Origin of the sequence: Clostridioides sp. ES-W-0018-02 (genome assembly GCF_020658175.1) — a bacterium.
Lineage (GTDB): Bacteria > Bacillota > Clostridia > Peptostreptococcales > Peptostreptococcaceae > Clostridioides.
The window spans coordinates 1-15,450 of sequence record NZ_JACVVY010000015.1; the positions used below are offsets into that span (position 1 = coordinate 1).

Annotated in this window: 17 protein-coding genes and 1 other annotated feature; all 17 genes read right to left on the bottom strand. The window is 28.5% G+C overall.

The features are described 5' to 3' along the window. A partial coding sequence (locus IC219_RS19210; protein WP_131072429.1) for a GTP-binding protein occupies positions 1 to 110 on the bottom strand: 110 nt, incomplete at its 3' end. A gap of 73 nt (positions 111 to 183) precedes the next feature. Continuing rightward, positions 184 to 831, bottom strand: coding sequence for an RNA polymerase sporulation sigma factor SigH (gene sigH / locus IC219_RS19215; protein WP_227483631.1), 648 nt, complete (start codon positions 829 to 831; stop codon positions 184 to 186). Positions 832 to 895: 64 nt separating this feature from the next. Continuing rightward, positions 896 to 1,423, bottom strand: a complete 528-nt coding sequence (locus IC219_RS19220) for an NYN domain-containing protein (protein ID WP_227437059.1) — start codon at positions 1,421 to 1,423, stop codon at positions 896 to 898. Between the two features lie 6 nt (positions 1,424 to 1,429). Further along, entirely contained in the window at positions 1,430 to 2,164 is a 735-nt protein-coding gene (rlmB, locus tag IC219_RS19225) for a 23S rRNA (guanosine(2251)-2'-O)-methyltransferase RlmB (RefSeq protein ID WP_227437061.1), read from the bottom strand. Between the two features lie 12 nt (positions 2,165 to 2,176). Next, positions 2,177 to 2,935 (bottom strand): FAD-dependent thymidylate synthase, encoded by a 759-nt coding sequence (thyX, locus tag IC219_RS19230; protein WP_227831903.1) that lies wholly within the window; start codon positions 2,933 to 2,935, stop codon positions 2,177 to 2,179. Positions 2,936 to 3,040: 105 nt separating this feature from the next. Then, positions 3,041 to 3,436: a Mini-ribonuclease 3 gene (locus tag IC219_RS19235; RefSeq protein WP_227437065.1), complete on the bottom strand. Its 396-nt coding sequence runs from the start codon at positions 3,434 to 3,436 to the stop codon at positions 3,041 to 3,043. A 2-nt stretch (positions 3,437 to 3,438) separates the two neighbouring features. Next, complete coding sequence (cysS, locus tag IC219_RS19240; protein ID WP_227831904.1) at positions 3,439 to 4,836, bottom strand: cysteine--tRNA ligase; 1,398 nt, start codon at positions 4,834 to 4,836, stop codon at positions 3,439 to 3,441. 141 nt (positions 4,837 to 4,977) lie between these two features. Further along, a complete protein-coding gene (locus tag IC219_RS19245; RefSeq protein ID WP_003421202.1) occupies positions 4,978 to 5,133 on the bottom strand; it encodes a hypothetical protein in 156 nt (51 codons plus the stop codon). Positions 5,134 to 5,354: 221 nt separating this feature from the next. Then, positions 5,355 to 6,836, bottom strand: coding sequence for a glutamate--tRNA ligase (gene gltX, locus IC219_RS19250; protein WP_227437069.1), 1,482 nt, complete (start codon positions 6,834 to 6,836; stop codon positions 5,355 to 5,357). Positions 6,837 to 7,196: 360 nt separating this feature from the next. Further along, entirely contained in the window at positions 7,197 to 7,724 is a 528-nt protein-coding gene (locus IC219_RS19255) for a hypothetical protein (protein WP_227831905.1), read from the bottom strand. Positions 7,725 to 7,915: 191 nt separating this feature from the next. After that, complete coding sequence (gene proS / locus IC219_RS19260; RefSeq protein WP_227831906.1) at positions 7,916 to 9,361, bottom strand: proline--tRNA ligase; 1,446 nt, start codon at positions 9,359 to 9,361, stop codon at positions 7,916 to 7,918. 122 nt (positions 9,362 to 9,483) lie between these two features. Then, positions 9,484 to 11,199, bottom strand: coding sequence for a proline--tRNA ligase (locus IC219_RS19265; protein WP_227437074.1), 1,716 nt, complete (start codon positions 11,197 to 11,199; stop codon positions 9,484 to 9,486). 63 nt (positions 11,200 to 11,262) lie between these two features. Next, positions 11,263 to 11,471: a binding site (T-box leader), on the bottom strand. A 94-nt stretch (positions 11,472 to 11,565) separates the two neighbouring features. Then, on the bottom strand, positions 11,566 to 12,051 hold the full coding sequence (ispF, locus tag IC219_RS19270) for a 2-C-methyl-D-erythritol 2,4-cyclodiphosphate synthase (protein ID WP_227831907.1): 486 nt from the start codon (positions 12,049 to 12,051) through the stop codon (positions 11,566 to 11,568). Further along, complete coding sequence (ispD, locus tag IC219_RS19275) at positions 12,048 to 12,761, bottom strand: 2-C-methyl-D-erythritol 4-phosphate cytidylyltransferase (RefSeq protein WP_227437077.1); 714 nt, start codon at positions 12,759 to 12,761, stop codon at positions 12,048 to 12,050. Before ispD ends, ispF begins: the two co-directional genes overlap by 4 nt. A gap of 277 nt (positions 12,762 to 13,038) precedes the next feature. Further along, positions 13,039 to 13,971: a lipoate--protein ligase gene (locus tag IC219_RS19280; RefSeq protein WP_227483628.1), complete on the bottom strand. Its 933-nt coding sequence runs from the start codon at positions 13,969 to 13,971 to the stop codon at positions 13,039 to 13,041. Positions 13,972 to 14,148: 177 nt separating this feature from the next. Then, on the bottom strand, positions 14,149 to 14,799 hold the full coding sequence (locus IC219_RS19285) for a class II aldolase/adducin family protein (RefSeq protein WP_227483627.1): 651 nt from the start codon (positions 14,797 to 14,799) through the stop codon (positions 14,149 to 14,151). Positions 14,800 to 14,974: 175 nt separating this feature from the next. Continuing rightward, a complete protein-coding gene (locus tag IC219_RS19290; RefSeq protein WP_227437083.1) occupies positions 14,975 to 15,448 on the bottom strand; it encodes a hypothetical protein in 474 nt (157 codons plus the stop codon). Positions 15,449 to 15,450 lie beyond the last annotated feature (2 nt).

The following is a 15,450-nucleotide window of genomic DNA, read 5'->3' on the forward strand; positions in this document are numbered from 1 at the left end:
TATAATGTTTTTGTTATCGCTGCTGTTAATGTAGTTTTACCGTGGTCAACGTGTCCTATTGTCCCTATATTAACATGAGGTTTTGTTCTTTCGTATTTAGCTTTAGCCATTTTGAATTTCCTCCCTTATCTTTCGATATAAATTAATTTTGCTCACAATAAGCTTATGGTAAGTATTTTACTATTAATCATTTCTGTTTTCAAGATGTTTTTCTAATTTTCTCTTAACCCTTTGTAAAGCGTTATCTATTGACTTTACATCTCTTTTAAGTTTGTCCGCTATGAACTGGTATGACTTTCCATTCAAATACAATTCTAGGACTTCCAATTCCAAGTCGCTTAATAATTCGTTCATCTTTGATTCTATATTTTTTAATTTTTCTTTACTAATTATAAGTTCTTCTGGATCTGTTACTATACTTGTAGCTATTATATCTAAAAGTGTTCTGTCTGACTCTTCATCATATATTGGTTTATTCAAAGAAACATATGAATTTAAAGGTATATGTTTTTGTCTTGTTGCAGTTTTTATAGCAGTTATTATTTGTCTTGTTATACATATCTCTGCAAAACATTTAAATGAATTTGTCTTACTTCCATCAAAATCTCTAACTGCCTTATAAAGGCCTATCATTCCTTCTTGTATTATATCTTCTTTATCTGCTCCAATTAAAAAATATGACTTTGCTTTTGCCTTTACAAAATTTCTGTATTTGGTAATAATATACTCTAGTGCTATCTTATCCCCTTCACTTGCTCTTAATACAATGTTATACTCATCTTGCTGACAATTGTCTATTAACTCATAACTTTTTTCTTTTGCTACCAACATGTAAATCTCCCCCATATATAAAACAAATTTATAGGTATATTATAGTCTAAAGAACCTAGTAATTTCAACGCTTTCTACGAATGTTCTCAAGTTTCGACAATGTTTCTTCATCTAACCTTTCCTCCAACCAATTTCGCTGAATTTTTTTCCTTAAACCGCTATTTTTTTCCTTCATTTTATTCTTGGAACGATCTAATTCTAACTTTAATTCTCTAGCAGACATTCTCATAGCACCTTTTCCTAAAATCATTTGTTGCTCTGCATAGTCATTAGTAGCTACTTTTACATCATCATATTTTGATAGAGAAGTTATAAATTTTTCTATATAACTATCCGCTGTTTGGTGCTCTCTTGTATAAACTATTGTTATGTGTTTTCTTTTTTCAACTTTTTCTCGGGAATTCTTAACATTATAAGCATCAAAAACTATTATAGTCTTATATCCCATGAACTCAGAAAATTCTATAATATCATCAATAAGTTTTTCTCGAGAATCCTCTAAATCCTCTTTCGCCAGTTCTTTTAAATTATCCCACGCATTTATAATATTATAGCCATCTATTATTAAGTAGTGATTTATGTTTCTTCTCATGCTTATTTACTTTTTATCCAGTCTTTGTCTGAATATTTCATATAAAAGTATACCACCTGCTACAGATGCATTTAAAGATGTAACATTACCTATCATGGGCATTTTTACTATAAAGTCACAGTTTTGTTTAACCAATCTAGATATTCCAAAACCTTCACTTCCAATTACTACACCTAGAGGTCCTGTAAGATTTTGTTTATAAAAAGTTTCTCCATCCATATCAGCAGCTGCAATCCACAGCCCTTCATCTTTCAGTCTTTTTATTGTATTGACTATATTGGTTACCTTACAAACTGGCATATACTCTACAGCTCCAGCAGAAGCTTTTGTAACTACAGGAGTTATGTGCACAGACCTTCTTTTTGGGATAATAACTCCATGTGCTCCTACTGCATCTGCTGTCCTTATTATTGAACCTAAGTTATGTGGGTCTGTTATTTCATCTAGTATAATAAAAAATGGGTCTTCATTTTTACCTTTTACTGAGTCTATTAACTCATCTAATTCATAATACTTATATTCACTTGCATAAGCTATTACACCTTGATGCGAATGACTTGTGCTTACTTCATCTAACTTATGTTTATCAACATATTGTATAATTATATTCTTCTCTTTGGCCATTCCTATTATTTTCTTAATTGAACCTTCTTTAGCTGAGTTTGCAATTAATATTTTGTCTATTTCTCTATCACTCTTTATAGCTTCTATTACAGGATTTCTTCCTTCAATACTTGCCAAACTATTCACCACCTACAAGGATTTAAATTTTTCTCTAACTTGAACTATATCACCACAAGTCATAGTTCCTTCTGGACAACTTCCATTTACACAGCTTGGACCAGTCTTTTTAAATAATATAGGAGCAACTTTTTTAACTTCTCTTAACATTTCTACAGCTAAGTTTCTTATTTCCCATTGTGCTCTTTCACAGCATCTATGTTCAAAGAAATTAAATAAACTTCTAGCGTTTATAGTAAATACCATTTTTGTTTCACATGCATTTGGAAATACATATCTAGCATCCTCTATTGCTGTTTTCTCAGCTTGTCTCTTTGCTGTTTTCTCATTTTTTCCTTCTTTTATTAGTTCATCATAATGCTTATCAAATAATATCTCCACTAATTTGTCATAATCTTCTTGGTCCTTTTTCATTGAGTTAACAAATAACTCTTTTGCTTTTTCTATTTTATCTATTTCAGGAGGAATTATGTACTCAAATTGGTCTAATTTAACATATCTTTGACTTTGTTGTGAAAAACTAGCTATACGATGTCTAACAATTTGATGCGAACAAGCTCTTGAAATACCTTCTATTGAAAACGTAAAAGATGCATGTTCTAATATTGAACCATGCCCTATATTTAATAACATATTTAAAAATTTTTCTATACTTTCTTCTGTTAAGTCTTTTTCTATTTCGTCTGTCCCAACTGGTGAATAACATAACTTAGCTGCCATAGCTATTACTTTTTCGGGTTCAGGTGTATGTGATATTAATTTTACTTTCATAAATTTTTGTCCTTTCTTATTACTAATTTCTATATATTTATTATACATTAGTTATAAAAAAAGTGTTGCCTTATTAATTATTATTAAGACAACACTCTTTAATATTTACATATCTCTTTCAATAATTTTAATTCCTTTATTGATAATATATTGAAGTCTCTCTATTTCATTATTCAAATACAAATATCCAATTAATGCTTCAAATCCAGTTGCATGTTTATAGTCTATAATATCTGCATTTTTAGGAGAAGTGTTTGATTTTTGATTTCTTCCCCTTTTATAAATTTTACTCTCTTCCTCTGTTAATTCACTTTCGATTTCATGAATTATTGATGCTTGAGCTTTAGCCTTTACATACTTTATGGCTAACTTATGCAAATCATTAACTTTTCGCTGTGTATTTTGTCTAATCAAGTGTTCTCTTATATATGTCTCATACACTGTATCACCTAAATATGCTAAAACTAGTGGTGACATAGTAACTAATTCAGTTTTTTCCATTTTTATACCCTTTTCCACTTAACACCTTGTCTTGTGTCTTCTAGTACAATTCCCATATCTAATAATTGTTGTCTTATATCATCCGCTAATTGGAATTCTTTATTTTTCTTTGCGTCAGTTCTCTTTTGTATTAATTCTTCAATGTCTTTATCTAGCACAGTATCCTTTTTCTTATTTACAATATTCAATACTCCTGTAAGCTCATTAAATTCATCTAAACACTTCTTAGCTAACTCTAAAGAAGAATTTTCGTCTACATTAGAATTTATCAACTTAGCCAATTCAAATATAATACTTACTGCATCTGCTGTATTAACATCATCATCCATAGCATCTATAAATCTTTGTCTAAAGTTATCTAATTCTTTAACAAGCTCTACTTCTTTTTCTGTTAGAGATGATTCTTTTAAATTACTTAATGTAAACTCTAATTTTTCTTTGGTATTATACAATCTTTCAAGACCAGCTTTAGCTTGATTTAACATTTCATCACTAAAGTTTACTGGATTTCTATAATGTGCTGATAACATGAAAAATCTCACTATTTCTAAATCATATAGCTTTGATATATCTCTTACTGTAAAGAAATTCCCTTTTGATTTACTCATTTTTTCATCATTTATATTTATATATCCATTATGCATCCAATATTTTGAGAATGTTTTTCCACTTCTAGCTTCACTTTGTGCTATTTCGTTTTCATGGTGTGGGAATGTTAAATCTTGACCACCTGCATGTATATCAATTGTCTCACCTAAGTATCTCTTAGACATAACAGAACATTCTATATGCCACCCTGGTCTACCTTCTCCCCAAGGACTCTCCCATCCTGGTTCTCCTTCTTTTTTTGCTTTCCAAAGAACAAAATCCATAGGATGTCTTTTTTGGTCATTAACTTCAATTCTAGATCCAGCCTCTAAGTCTTCTTGTTTTTGGCCTGAAAGTTTTCCATATCCTTCAAATTTATTTGTATCAAAATATACATCGCCATTTACTGCATATGCATATCCTTTATCTTCTAATTCTTTTATAAAATCTATAATTTGTTGTATATTATCTGTAACTTGAGGATGAACAGTAGCTCTCTTAATTCCTAATCCATCACAATCTACAAAATACTCTTTTATGTATTTAGTAGCAACTTCTTCTGGAGATATTCCTTCTTCGTGGCTTCTATTTATAATCTTGTCATCAACATCTGTAAAGTTTTGTACATAAGTTACGTCATATCCTCTATACTCTAAATACCTTCTTAGAGTATCAAATATTATAAATGGTCTTGCATTACCTATGTGGATATAGTTATAAACTGTTGGACCACACACATACATTTTTACCTTTCCTTCTTCTAATGGAACAAATTCTTCTTTTGCTCTAGTTAATGTATTATAAACTTTCACACTCATCACCTCACTGTATTTTTATAAATTATTTTCTTAACATCATATATTATATTATAGTTGAAAATTGCAATAAATAATAGTACTACTATCATTTTTCATACTATCCTTCAAATTACATAATAATACTATCACTATTTTCTATTGTTCCTCTAAAAATATCTTTTTTTGAGAAGAACATTTTTCAAAAGTCTCTTCTGTAATCATTTTTTCGTCTTTTAACTTTTCTAAAATTGTAACATATTCTAAGCATAGCTCCTTTAATTCCTTTTTAACATCATCAATATTACTATACATAGTAATTACCCCCTTAATAATTAAATCAAACTAAAATAATAGATTACCTTCTTCTATGCTTAATATTTTTATTAGTTTATTATTCATATTTTATTTATATTTTTGCTTTGCTTTTTATATATTAAATTTATTGACCTAAATACCTTCATTTTGTTAGCCATATCTTTTCACCAAATACTAACACAAAAAAAGTCCGCATCTAAATTAGCGGACTTTTATGACTATAATATATGATTTTTTACATAAGCTATTCTATTTAAGCAAGTTTCTTTTCCTAAAACTTCCATTACTTTTGGTAAATCTGGGCCATGCATTTGTCCTGTCAAAATTATTCTTGACCCCATAAATAAATTTTTCCCTTTTATTTTATACTCTTTTTGTATCTCTTTAAGCATTGTTTGACCAAACTCAGCATTTAATATTTCTGCTTTTTCTATTTTTTCTTGTAAGGCATCTATTAAAGTAGGTATATGTTCTAATTTTAGGAAGTCACTTCCTTCTTCAGTTTCTATCTCTACATTATCTCCAAAGAATATACTCGCATGCTCAGTAACTTCTTTTACATATTGTAATTTTTCTTTAAGCACTGATATCATACTCTTTAAAAATTCATACTTACTAGTAGCTTCTGCTTCTGTTATAAACCCATCTTCTATTAAAAATGGTATAGCTAAATCTGTTAGGTAAGCATCATCACCGTCTTTTATATAATGTTGATTAACCCAGTTTAACTTTTCAGTATCGAATACTCCTCCACTTTTAGATACTCTTTCAACAGAGAAAGCTTTTTCTAACTCTTCCATTGTAAATAACTCTTGATTATCTTCTGGAGACCAACCAACTAATGCTACATAGTTTACTAATCCTTCTGGTAAATATCCTTTTTTCTTAAAATCTTCAACTGCTACATCACCTTGTCTCTTACTTAATTTTTTCTTTTCTTTATTAAGTATATTTGGTAAATGTACAAATACTGGCGCTTCCCATCCAAATGCTTCATATAAATAAACATGTTTTGGAGTAGATGATACCCACTCTTCTCCTCTTATAACATGTGTAATTTTCATTAGATAATCATCTACCACTACTGCAAAATGATAAGTTGGGAATCCATCTGTTTTCATCAAAACTTGGTCATCTAAATCATTAGTATTGAATTCCATGTCTCCTCTAACTAAATCAGTAAATTTAATTATATGATTTTCTGGTAATTTTAATCTTATAACATATGGCACTCCTGCTTTTATATTAGCTTCTACCTCTTCTTTAGATAAGTTTTTGCAGTGACCATCATATTTAGCAGTTTCTCCTGCTGCCTTTTGAGCATCTCTTACTTCATCCAATCTTTCCTTTGTACAGAAACAATAATAAGCTTTTCCACTATCTAAAAGTTGTTTTATATATTCTTGATATATATCTAATCTTTGAGATTGAATATATGGTCCATATTCTCCTTTTTGTATTACTTTTTCATTATCATCTAATATAACTCCCTCATCATGATTGACGCCAGCCCATTTCATAGCATTAAGCATATTTTCTATAGCACCTTCTACCAATCTACTTTGGTCTGTATCTTCTACTCTTAATATATATTCTCCGCCCATTTTCTTTGCAAATAAATAGTTATATAAAGCAGTCCTTAAACTACCTATATGTACAAATCCTGTTGGACTTGGTGCAAACCTTACTCTTATATTCATTTTTACTTCCTCCTGATATTTTATTCAATATAACTATAATATTAAACTAGTACATTGTTTTGCAAGTTTATTTTTAATCAAACTTAATAATAATATCCTTTTTATTCAAAAATACACATGTTTATTATATCAGAAAATACTAGATTTAATTTCATAAATCTTTCTTTTAATCCATTTATTTTTCCAAAAATTAAAGGTATTATTTATAACTATTCATAAATGCTTATTATCAATTTTTTAGAAATCTATACAATAAATGTGCTATCAAAAATAGTAATATAGTTCCTATAATTTGAAAAATCAAAAATACATCTACTGTAAATTTCATAACATTTAAACTCCTAAATCTATATTCTCTTTCTACATTATCATCTGTAATATATATATTTTTCTTTCATAATTTCTAACAATCAAAAGTAGTTCACTTCCATCCTCTTTTTTTACATGCAAATAGTTATCACCTATGGATGTTTTTATAGGATAATTTCTAAATGCTTCTTCTATATGTTTCTTATGATTAGAATCGTCTTTAACATCACTTAAAGATAAAGTTTTACTTTTAAAATTTTTAACCTGCTCATTTATATTATTTATATTTTTATCATCTATACTATTACCTATATGTAAGTTTTTTATTTTATCAAATTTAGTATCTGAATATTTATAAATAATAAAACTTTCTCCATCTCCAAGGAAGCTTTCTTCTGATATTAATACTACCTTTTCCTCACTGGGTGAAGGTATTTTGATGTCCCAATATTCATTAAATTCCTTTGTAGCATTGGATAAATAAACTGAAACCCACATCAATATGCAAACAAGTAAAAAAGAGCCGATAATTGTGATAACAATAATATTCAATGTTTTTTTTATACATTTATTAATCATCTTAGCATACTCCTTTATTTTTTAGGCACATATATTACATATTCTACCATAAGAATAAAGTAAATTTAGATAATTATATTAAAATTATTATTAATCTTAACCGAATAGTAAAAAACAAAAAACTGGGATGTAAAGTATTAAATACTTTACATCCCAGTTTTTTGTTTTTACATTTATTTAAATATATGATTCTAGTATGCTTTTGCCATTACTACCATATGCTCTGCTTCTTTTCCACAATATACACACTTGTGACCTAAGTTTTCTTGTTCAAAAGGTAAGCATCTTATAGTTGCCCCTGTTTCTTCCTTAACCTTTGCCTCACATTCAGCATCTCCACACCACATAGTTTTTATGAATCCTGGTTTTTCTTCCAAAGCTGTTCTAAATTCATCCATATTTTCAACTACAGATGTGTTATCTTCTCTATGTTTTCTTGCTCTTTCAAACATATCATTGTGTATAATATCAAATAAATCATATACAGCATCAGCTAATCCTTCTAAAGGCATAGCACTCTTTTCTAGAGTATCTCTTCTAAATATCATAGCTTGATTATTTTCTATATCTTTTGGTCCAATTTCAATTCTTATTGGTACACCTTTCATTTCCCACTCATTAAATTTCCATCCAGTTGTATAGTTATCTCTATCATCAACCTCTACTGTTACTCCTTTAGCTTTTAAATCTGCATATATTTTATCAACAGTTTCCATTACATTGCCTTTTTTAGCAGCTATAGGAACTATAACAACTTGTATTGGAGCTACTCTTGGTGGTAATACTAAGCCTCTATTATCACTATGAGTCATTATAAGCCCACCTATAAGTCTTGTAGATGCTCCCCAAGATGTATGATATGGATTAGCTAAGTTGCCTTCTCTATCTGCAAAAGTAATATCAAACGCTTTTGTAAAGTGTTGTCCTAAGAAGTGACTTGTACCTGATTGTAATGCTTTCCCATCATGCATCATAGCTTCTATAGTGTATGTTCTCTCACCACCTGCAAATTTTTCACTTTCACTTTTTTGACCAGATACAACTGGCATTGCAAGCAATTCCTCACATAAAGCTTTATATATTTCTAATTGTTGTATTGTTTCTTGTTGTGCTTCTTCTGCTGTTTCATGTAATGTATGACCTTCTTGCCATAAGAATTCAGATGTTCTTAAGAAAGGTCTAGTTGATTTTTCCCATCTAACAACTGAACACCATTGATTATAAAGATATGGCAACTCTCTATATGATTTTAGCCATTTAGCATACATTGTACATATTATAGTTTCTGAAGTAGGTCTTACACATAGTCTTTCTTCTAGTTTTTTATTTCCTCCATGTGTTACCCATGCAACTTCTGGAGCAAACCCCTCAACATGCTCTGCTTCTTTGTTTAATAAACTTTCTGGTATCAATAATGGAAAATAACAGTTTTTATGTCCAGTTTCTTTGAATTTTTTATCCATAAATTCTTGCATTTTTTCCCATAAAGCATATCCATATGGTTTTACAACCATAAATCCTTTTACTGGTGCATAATCAACTAAATCAGTCTTAGTTATAACATCTGTATACCATTGTGGAAAATCATCTTCCATCTTTGTTATTTCTTCAACAAATTGTTTTTCATTTTTTGCCATCTTAATTACCTCCTCATTTATTATGTTTTTATACAAAAACACCCTTTTATCTTTTTATATAGATAAAAGGGCATTTATAAAGTACAACTCTGATTATCTATACAGTAGCTTTCTTTAAATTATTATCCTAACTTAACATTGTTTTTGATAAATTCTGCTTTTACTTTTTCACTTATTTCTTCTATTTTAATTAATTCTTTATCTTCTTCGTATCTAAGTTTAAATTCTACTTTACCTTCATCAATATTTTTACCTACTGTAATTCTCATAGGTATTCCTATTAATTCTGAATCATTGAATTTAACACCAATTCTTTCATCTCTATCGTCTAACAAGACTTCTACACCCATATCTTGTAAATCATTATATATCTTTTCAGCTAATGACATTTGTTCCTCATTTTTCATATTTGCTGGAACTATCACAACATGATATGGAGCTACTGATAAAGGCCAAATTATACCTTTTTCATCATTATGTTGCTCAATTATAGCTGCTGCTGTTCTTTCTACACCTATGCCATAGCATCCCATTATTATAGGTTTTGATTTACCATCTCTATCAATAAAGTTTGCATTCATAGCTTCTGAGTATTTAGTTCCTAACTTAAATATATGTCCTACTTCAACACCTCTAGCTATTTCAAGAGGTTTACCACATACTATACATTTGTCACCTTCTTGAACATTTCTAAAGTCTCCAACTATACCCTCAAAATCTCTTCCATAGTTAGCATTTCTTATATGATACTCAGTCTTATTAGCTCCAACAACTATATTTCTTTGCTCAACAATTTCTTTATCTATAAAGACATAATCAGCATTTACTCCTATTGGTCCAGCAAACCCAACCTCTGCATTAGTTACTTTTCTTACAACGTCGTCTGTAGCAAGTGCAAATTCTATAACAGAACCTATTGCATTAGATACTTTAACTTCATTAACCTCTCTATCTCCTCTTACAACAACTACAACTGTTTTCCCATCTGCTTCATATACTAAAGTCTTAGCAAATTTATCTGGAGAAGCATTTAGGAATTCTTCTAATTCTTTTATTGTAGCTGCTCCTGGTGTATGAACTTCTTCTAATTCCTTCATTTCTTCTTTTTCTGATACTGCATTACAAGACTCTGCTCTTTCTACATTAGCTGCATAATCACATCCACTACAGAATACAACTTCATCTTCTCCAACTTCTGATTTAACCATAAATTCAGCTGATGTAGAACCTCCTATAGCTCCTGAATCTGCTTGAACTGGACTGTTATCTAATCCACATCTATCAAATATACTTACATATGCATCAAACATATCTTGATATGATTTATCTAATCCTGCTTCATCTACATCAAAACTGTATGCATCCTTCATTGTAAAAGTCTTAGTTCTCATAACACCAAATCTTGGTCTTCTCTCATCTCTATACTTAACTTGTATTTGATACAAATTAAGTGGTAATTGTTTATATGAAGTAATCTCTTGTCTTATTATGTCAGTAAAAGCTTCTTCATGTGTTGGCCCAAGGCAGTACTCTCTTTCTGTTCTATCTTTTAACCTAAACATTTCTGCACCCATAGCAGTCCATCTTCCAGATTCTTTCCACAATTCTGATGGAAGTAAAGCCGCACATAGTATTTCTTGACAATCTTTTTTATTTAATTCTTCTCTAATTATTTGCTCAATTTTTTTAAATACCCTTAACCCCATTGGTAATTGATTATAAACCCCTGAAGTCATTTTTTTTATCATTCCTGACCTTACCATTAATTGATGGCTTGTAATTTCAGCATCTGCTGGAATCTCCTTCAATGTTGGCATAAACATTTTAGACATTTTCATTAATAAATTCCTCCTGAATATTGTTTTCCTGAAAATATAAAAAACCTCTCATCTCTATACAAGTATAGAGACGAAAGGTTTGATTTCCGCGGTACCACTCTAGTTAGCTATATAAATAGCTCTCTTTAGGGAATGTAACGGTTCCTACCGTAAAGATTTTTATACCTTTAAGCTAAAAGACAGGTTCAAAGACTTCCTCTTGAAAACTCTCACCTCTGTTTTCTCTCTGTGAAGATTTCATCATTTTACTATTTCTTTATCATAGCTAATTTTATATTTATATTAATTTTACTTAAATTCACATATTATAGATATTCTATATAGGCCTATTATTTGATATCCATTAAACTTATTACTAATAATATATTAATTATTCTGACTTGTCAATAATAATAAACAAATACTTTGTGAAGCTATTCCTTGTTTTGCACCTGTAAAACCAAGACCTTCTTCTGTAGTTGCTTTTATATTTATGTTTTCAATATCTGTATTTAAAACTTTTGATATATTTTTTCTCATATTCTCAATGTGGGGAGCCATCTTAGGACTTTGAGCAATTATAGTACTATCTATATTTCCAATTTTATACCCTTTGCTTGTTATTAGATTATATACATGTTCTAGTAATTTCATACTATCTATTCCCTTATATTTTTTATCTGTATCTGGGAAATGCTTACCTATATCGCCTAAAGCTAGTGCCCCCAAAATAGAATCCATTATTGCATGTATCAATACATCAGCATCAGAATGACCTAGTAAGCCCTTATCATGTGGTATCTCTACTCCACCAATTATAAGTTTTCTTTCTTCTACCAATTTGTGTACATCATATCCCAATCCTATTCTCATATAATTCTCCTTCTACTATTCACTTCATCTCTTTTTTCCATGTTTAATATTTGTTCTGCTATATTTAAATCTTCTGGACTCGTTATTTTTATATTTTCATAAGAACCCATTACCATCGTAACACTTTGCCCTATATTTTCTACTAGCATTGAGTCATCTGTTCCATAATAGTTAGTCTTATACGCTTGTTCGTAAGCATTTATTATAAGATTATATTCAAAAGTTTGAGGGGTTTGTGCCGCCCACAATAGTCTTCTTTCTGGAGTTTCTTGTACTGTACCATCAGATACTATTTTTATAGTATCACTTACTGGTACACCTACAACTACGGCCTTTTTTTCTTTAGCCATTTTTATAGATTCATTTATTATTCTGTGGTCTACAAAAGGTCTCGCTCCATCATGAATAAGTACTATATCACAATTTTTATCTAGTTTTTTTAATCCATTATATATTGAGTCTTGTCTTTCTTTTCCGCCATATGCTATTTTTATATTTTTAAAGTTATATTTATTTATTATATTTTCCTTAAAAAAATCTTCCTCTTCTTTTTTTATACATACCACAATTTCATCTATATTTATATTTTCGTAAAAAACTTGAATTGTATGCGCTATGATTTCTTTTTCTCTTAATTTTATGAATTGCTTATTTACGTCTAAGTTCATTCTCCTTCCACTTCCTGCCGCAACAATTATAACACTATACATGGTATCACCTCGTATTTTATTTTTACCTATCATTTATTAAAACTTTTAATGTTTTTATATTTTAACCATCTGATTAATTATATATTAAATTTTCAGTTGTATAAATAGGTAATATCCATTTTCTAACCTAAAATATGTGCATCTGTTGCAAATTATATTGATTTTTCAATAACTTCATCTTTTTATTTTACAACTTTGTAACAGTTTGTATATCTATAAAAAATGTTTAAACCTCTAGATTGATATAAAACAAGTTTATCAATCTAGAGGTTTTGTATTAGAATATTAAATTAATTAAATCTATGTAATTCGGATAATTTTCTAAAATATTGTTTTTTATTTCTTGTTTATCAAAATCTACTTCTATCAATTTATCCATATTTACTATACCATCTATACAAGAAATAAAACATTTTGATATTTTCCATTTATTAACATGTAAATTGATTTTCCTTCTATTGTCAATTGGTAAAACTATTTGAAACTTAGGCGTTTTATTATATATCCATTCTGTTTTTTTATATTTATCTTCTACCAGATTGCATACACTTTTGATATCATCATCGTCTAATTCAATTTCTTTTATATTTTTTATATTATTTTTTATATAATCAACACAATAATCTAAAAAATAGTTTATATCTTTTTTGAGTAGAAAATTAATATTTGTAACTTTACTTGAAACAGACTTAGTTGCCTTTGATTCTGTTGATTTATCTGAATTTAAATACTTAGTTAATTTATTTAAATCTGAATCATAAAGAAGAGTTCCATGATAAAGAGAATTTTGCCTTTTTATAGATTGTGCAGAACCAGAAATTTTTTTACCATTTAAAAATAAATCTTTTCTTTCTGTTATAGATACATTTAATCCCAATGATAAAAGCATACTTTGCATAAATTTAGTATGTTCTAAAAAATCGATTTCATGAAGATTCCTATTTTTTTGTATAAATGACATATTGATATTTCCTAAGTCATGATACACAGTACCTCCACCAGATATTCTTCTTAAAATGGGAATTTCACCATTTTCAATAACATCATAATGTATCTCCTGATATGGATTTTGATTTTTTCCTATAAAAATAGATTCTTCATTTCTCCATATGATTATGATATCATCATTATATTTCTCATTTAAAAATAGATACTCTTCTAGAGCTAAATTAAAGTAAGGATTGGTGTTTTTGTTTAATAAGTAATACATAAAAATTCAGACTCCTTTTATATTTTATCTTACTATTTATTTTAAATTAAAATAAGTTTATATAGTATTTAACTTTAAATTCTTCTTTCTAAATCATTAAACCTATTATAACATAATACAACTCCTTACTATTACTGAACATCTGTGTTTTTTATTATTCTGAGAGTTTTGTTAAATTTACTTATCCTGACCATACACATTAAAAAATACATTTCTAGCCCTTTGAACTTCTTCATCTGGTAATAATACTGGTGTCCCAATTGATTTTGCTAAATAATATACTTTTGCTGCATCTTCTAACATTACAGCTGCGGTAAGTGCATGCTTTACAGATGGACCAACTGCAATCACTCCATGATTTGCCAAAAGACATGCTCTCCTATCACCTATTACATCAATAACACATTTTCCCATCTGATTAGATGTTGGTGGTGAAAATTTTGCAACTGGAACTGAACCTCCTACCTCATTTGCAAGAGTTGTACTTGCACACTCTATAGACTCATTTAAAATTGCAAAGCAACTTGAATATGTAGAGTGTGTATGTATTATACTATTTATATCATCTCTATGTTTATATATATATAAGTGGTCTGGTGAATCTACTGATGCCTTCCATTTACCATCTACAGTATTTCCATCTATGTCTATTAAAACAATATCACTTGGTGTAAGATTTCTATAATCCATTCCACTTGGTGTGATTGCTATATATCCAGTTTCTTCATCTCTTCCACTTACATTTCCTCCTGTCAATGTAACTAAATTATAGTTTAGAAGGTCTAAAGACGCTTGTAATACCTCTTTTCTCAAATTTTCTAATAACATTAGCTAAATCCTCCCATTTATTAGAAACATAGTTCTATATGTTCCTGTTATATATCTTACACAATAAGATTTTATTTCCGCTATTTTGATTGAAAATCCTAAAAAATCTTTATAATATTTAAACTTATCTCTTTATACTAAACATAAGCCAATTTTAATTTGAAATTTTCATTTTTTATAGTTCATTACTCTTTAATCTTTTATTTCTAAATTTTAATGATTCTGGATGCAAACATTCTTCTAATTCAATAAAATAATTATATAGTTCTGTATTGTCATTAAACATGTTTGTTTTTATCCAATATCTCCCCTTAATAAAACTACCATCATTAATTTTTAGATACATTTTTTTGTCATGAAATTCTCTTATTCTTATTTTTTTTATATCTTTAATTTCATACTCATGTATAGAATTAAATGAACTAAAATATATATATTTATTGTCCATAGTAATCATGTTAGGATTACTTGAGGATACAAAAGTATTAAATATTCCATAAGTACAAATAACTATCATCAAGCTATATATATTAATACTAGGATTTATATAATTATTAAATAGTGCATAAATCAATATTAAAATCATAAAAATCCCTGGTATTGTTACACTAACTATATATCTTTTAGAATCATATATATATTTTTTCATAA

What these genes read in the sequence shown, in the direction of transcription:
- sigH (WP_227483631.1), bottom strand. Translation starts at nt 831, where the DNA reads ATGTTGGTAGCAAAAGAAAAAAGTTATGAGTTAATAGACAATTGTCAG.
- IC219_RS19220 (WP_227437059.1), bottom strand. Translation starts at nt 1,423, where the DNA reads ATGAGAAGAAACATAAATCACTACTTAATAATAGATGGCTATAATATT.
- thyX (WP_227831903.1), bottom strand. Translation starts at nt 2,935, where the DNA reads ATGAAAGTAAAATTAATATCACATACACCTGAACCCGAAAAAGTAATA.
- IC219_RS19235 (WP_227437065.1), bottom strand. Translation starts at nt 3,436, where the DNA reads ATGGAAAAAACTGAATTAGTTACTATGTCACCACTAGTTTTAGCATAT.
- IC219_RS19245 (WP_003421202.1), bottom strand. Translation starts at nt 5,133, where the DNA reads ATGTATAGTAATATTGATGATGTTAAAAAGGAATTAAAGGAGCTATGC.
- gltX (WP_227437069.1), bottom strand. Translation starts at nt 6,836, where the DNA reads ATGAATATAAGAGTAAGGTTTGCACCAAGTCCAACAGGATTTGTACAT.
- IC219_RS19255 (WP_227831905.1), bottom strand. Translation starts at nt 7,724, where the DNA reads ATGATTAATAAATGTATAAAAAAAACATTGAATATTATTGTTATCACA.
- proS (WP_227831906.1), bottom strand. Translation starts at nt 9,361, where the DNA reads ATGGCAAAAAATGAAAAACAATTTGTTGAAGAAATAACAAAGATGGAA.
- IC219_RS19265 (WP_227437074.1), bottom strand. Translation starts at nt 11,199, where the DNA reads ATGAAAATGTCTAAAATGTTTATGCCAACATTGAAGGAGATTCCAGCA.
- ispF (WP_227831907.1), bottom strand. Translation starts at nt 12,051, where the DNA reads ATGAGAATAGGATTGGGATATGATGTACACAAATTGGTAGAAGAAAGA.
- ispD (WP_227437077.1), bottom strand. Translation starts at nt 12,761, where the DNA reads ATGTATAGTGTTATAATTGTTGCGGCAGGAAGTGGAAGGAGAATGAAC.
- IC219_RS19280 (WP_227483628.1), bottom strand. Translation starts at nt 13,971, where the DNA reads ATGTATTACTTATTAAACAAAAACACCAATCCTTACTTTAATTTAGCT.
- IC219_RS19285 (WP_227483627.1), bottom strand. Translation starts at nt 14,799, where the DNA reads ATGTTATTAGAAAATTTGAGAAAAGAGGTATTACAAGCGTCTTTAGAC.
- IC219_RS19290 (WP_227437083.1), bottom strand. Translation starts at nt 15,448, where the DNA reads ATGAAAAAATATATATATGATTCTAAAAGATATATAGTTAGTGTAACA.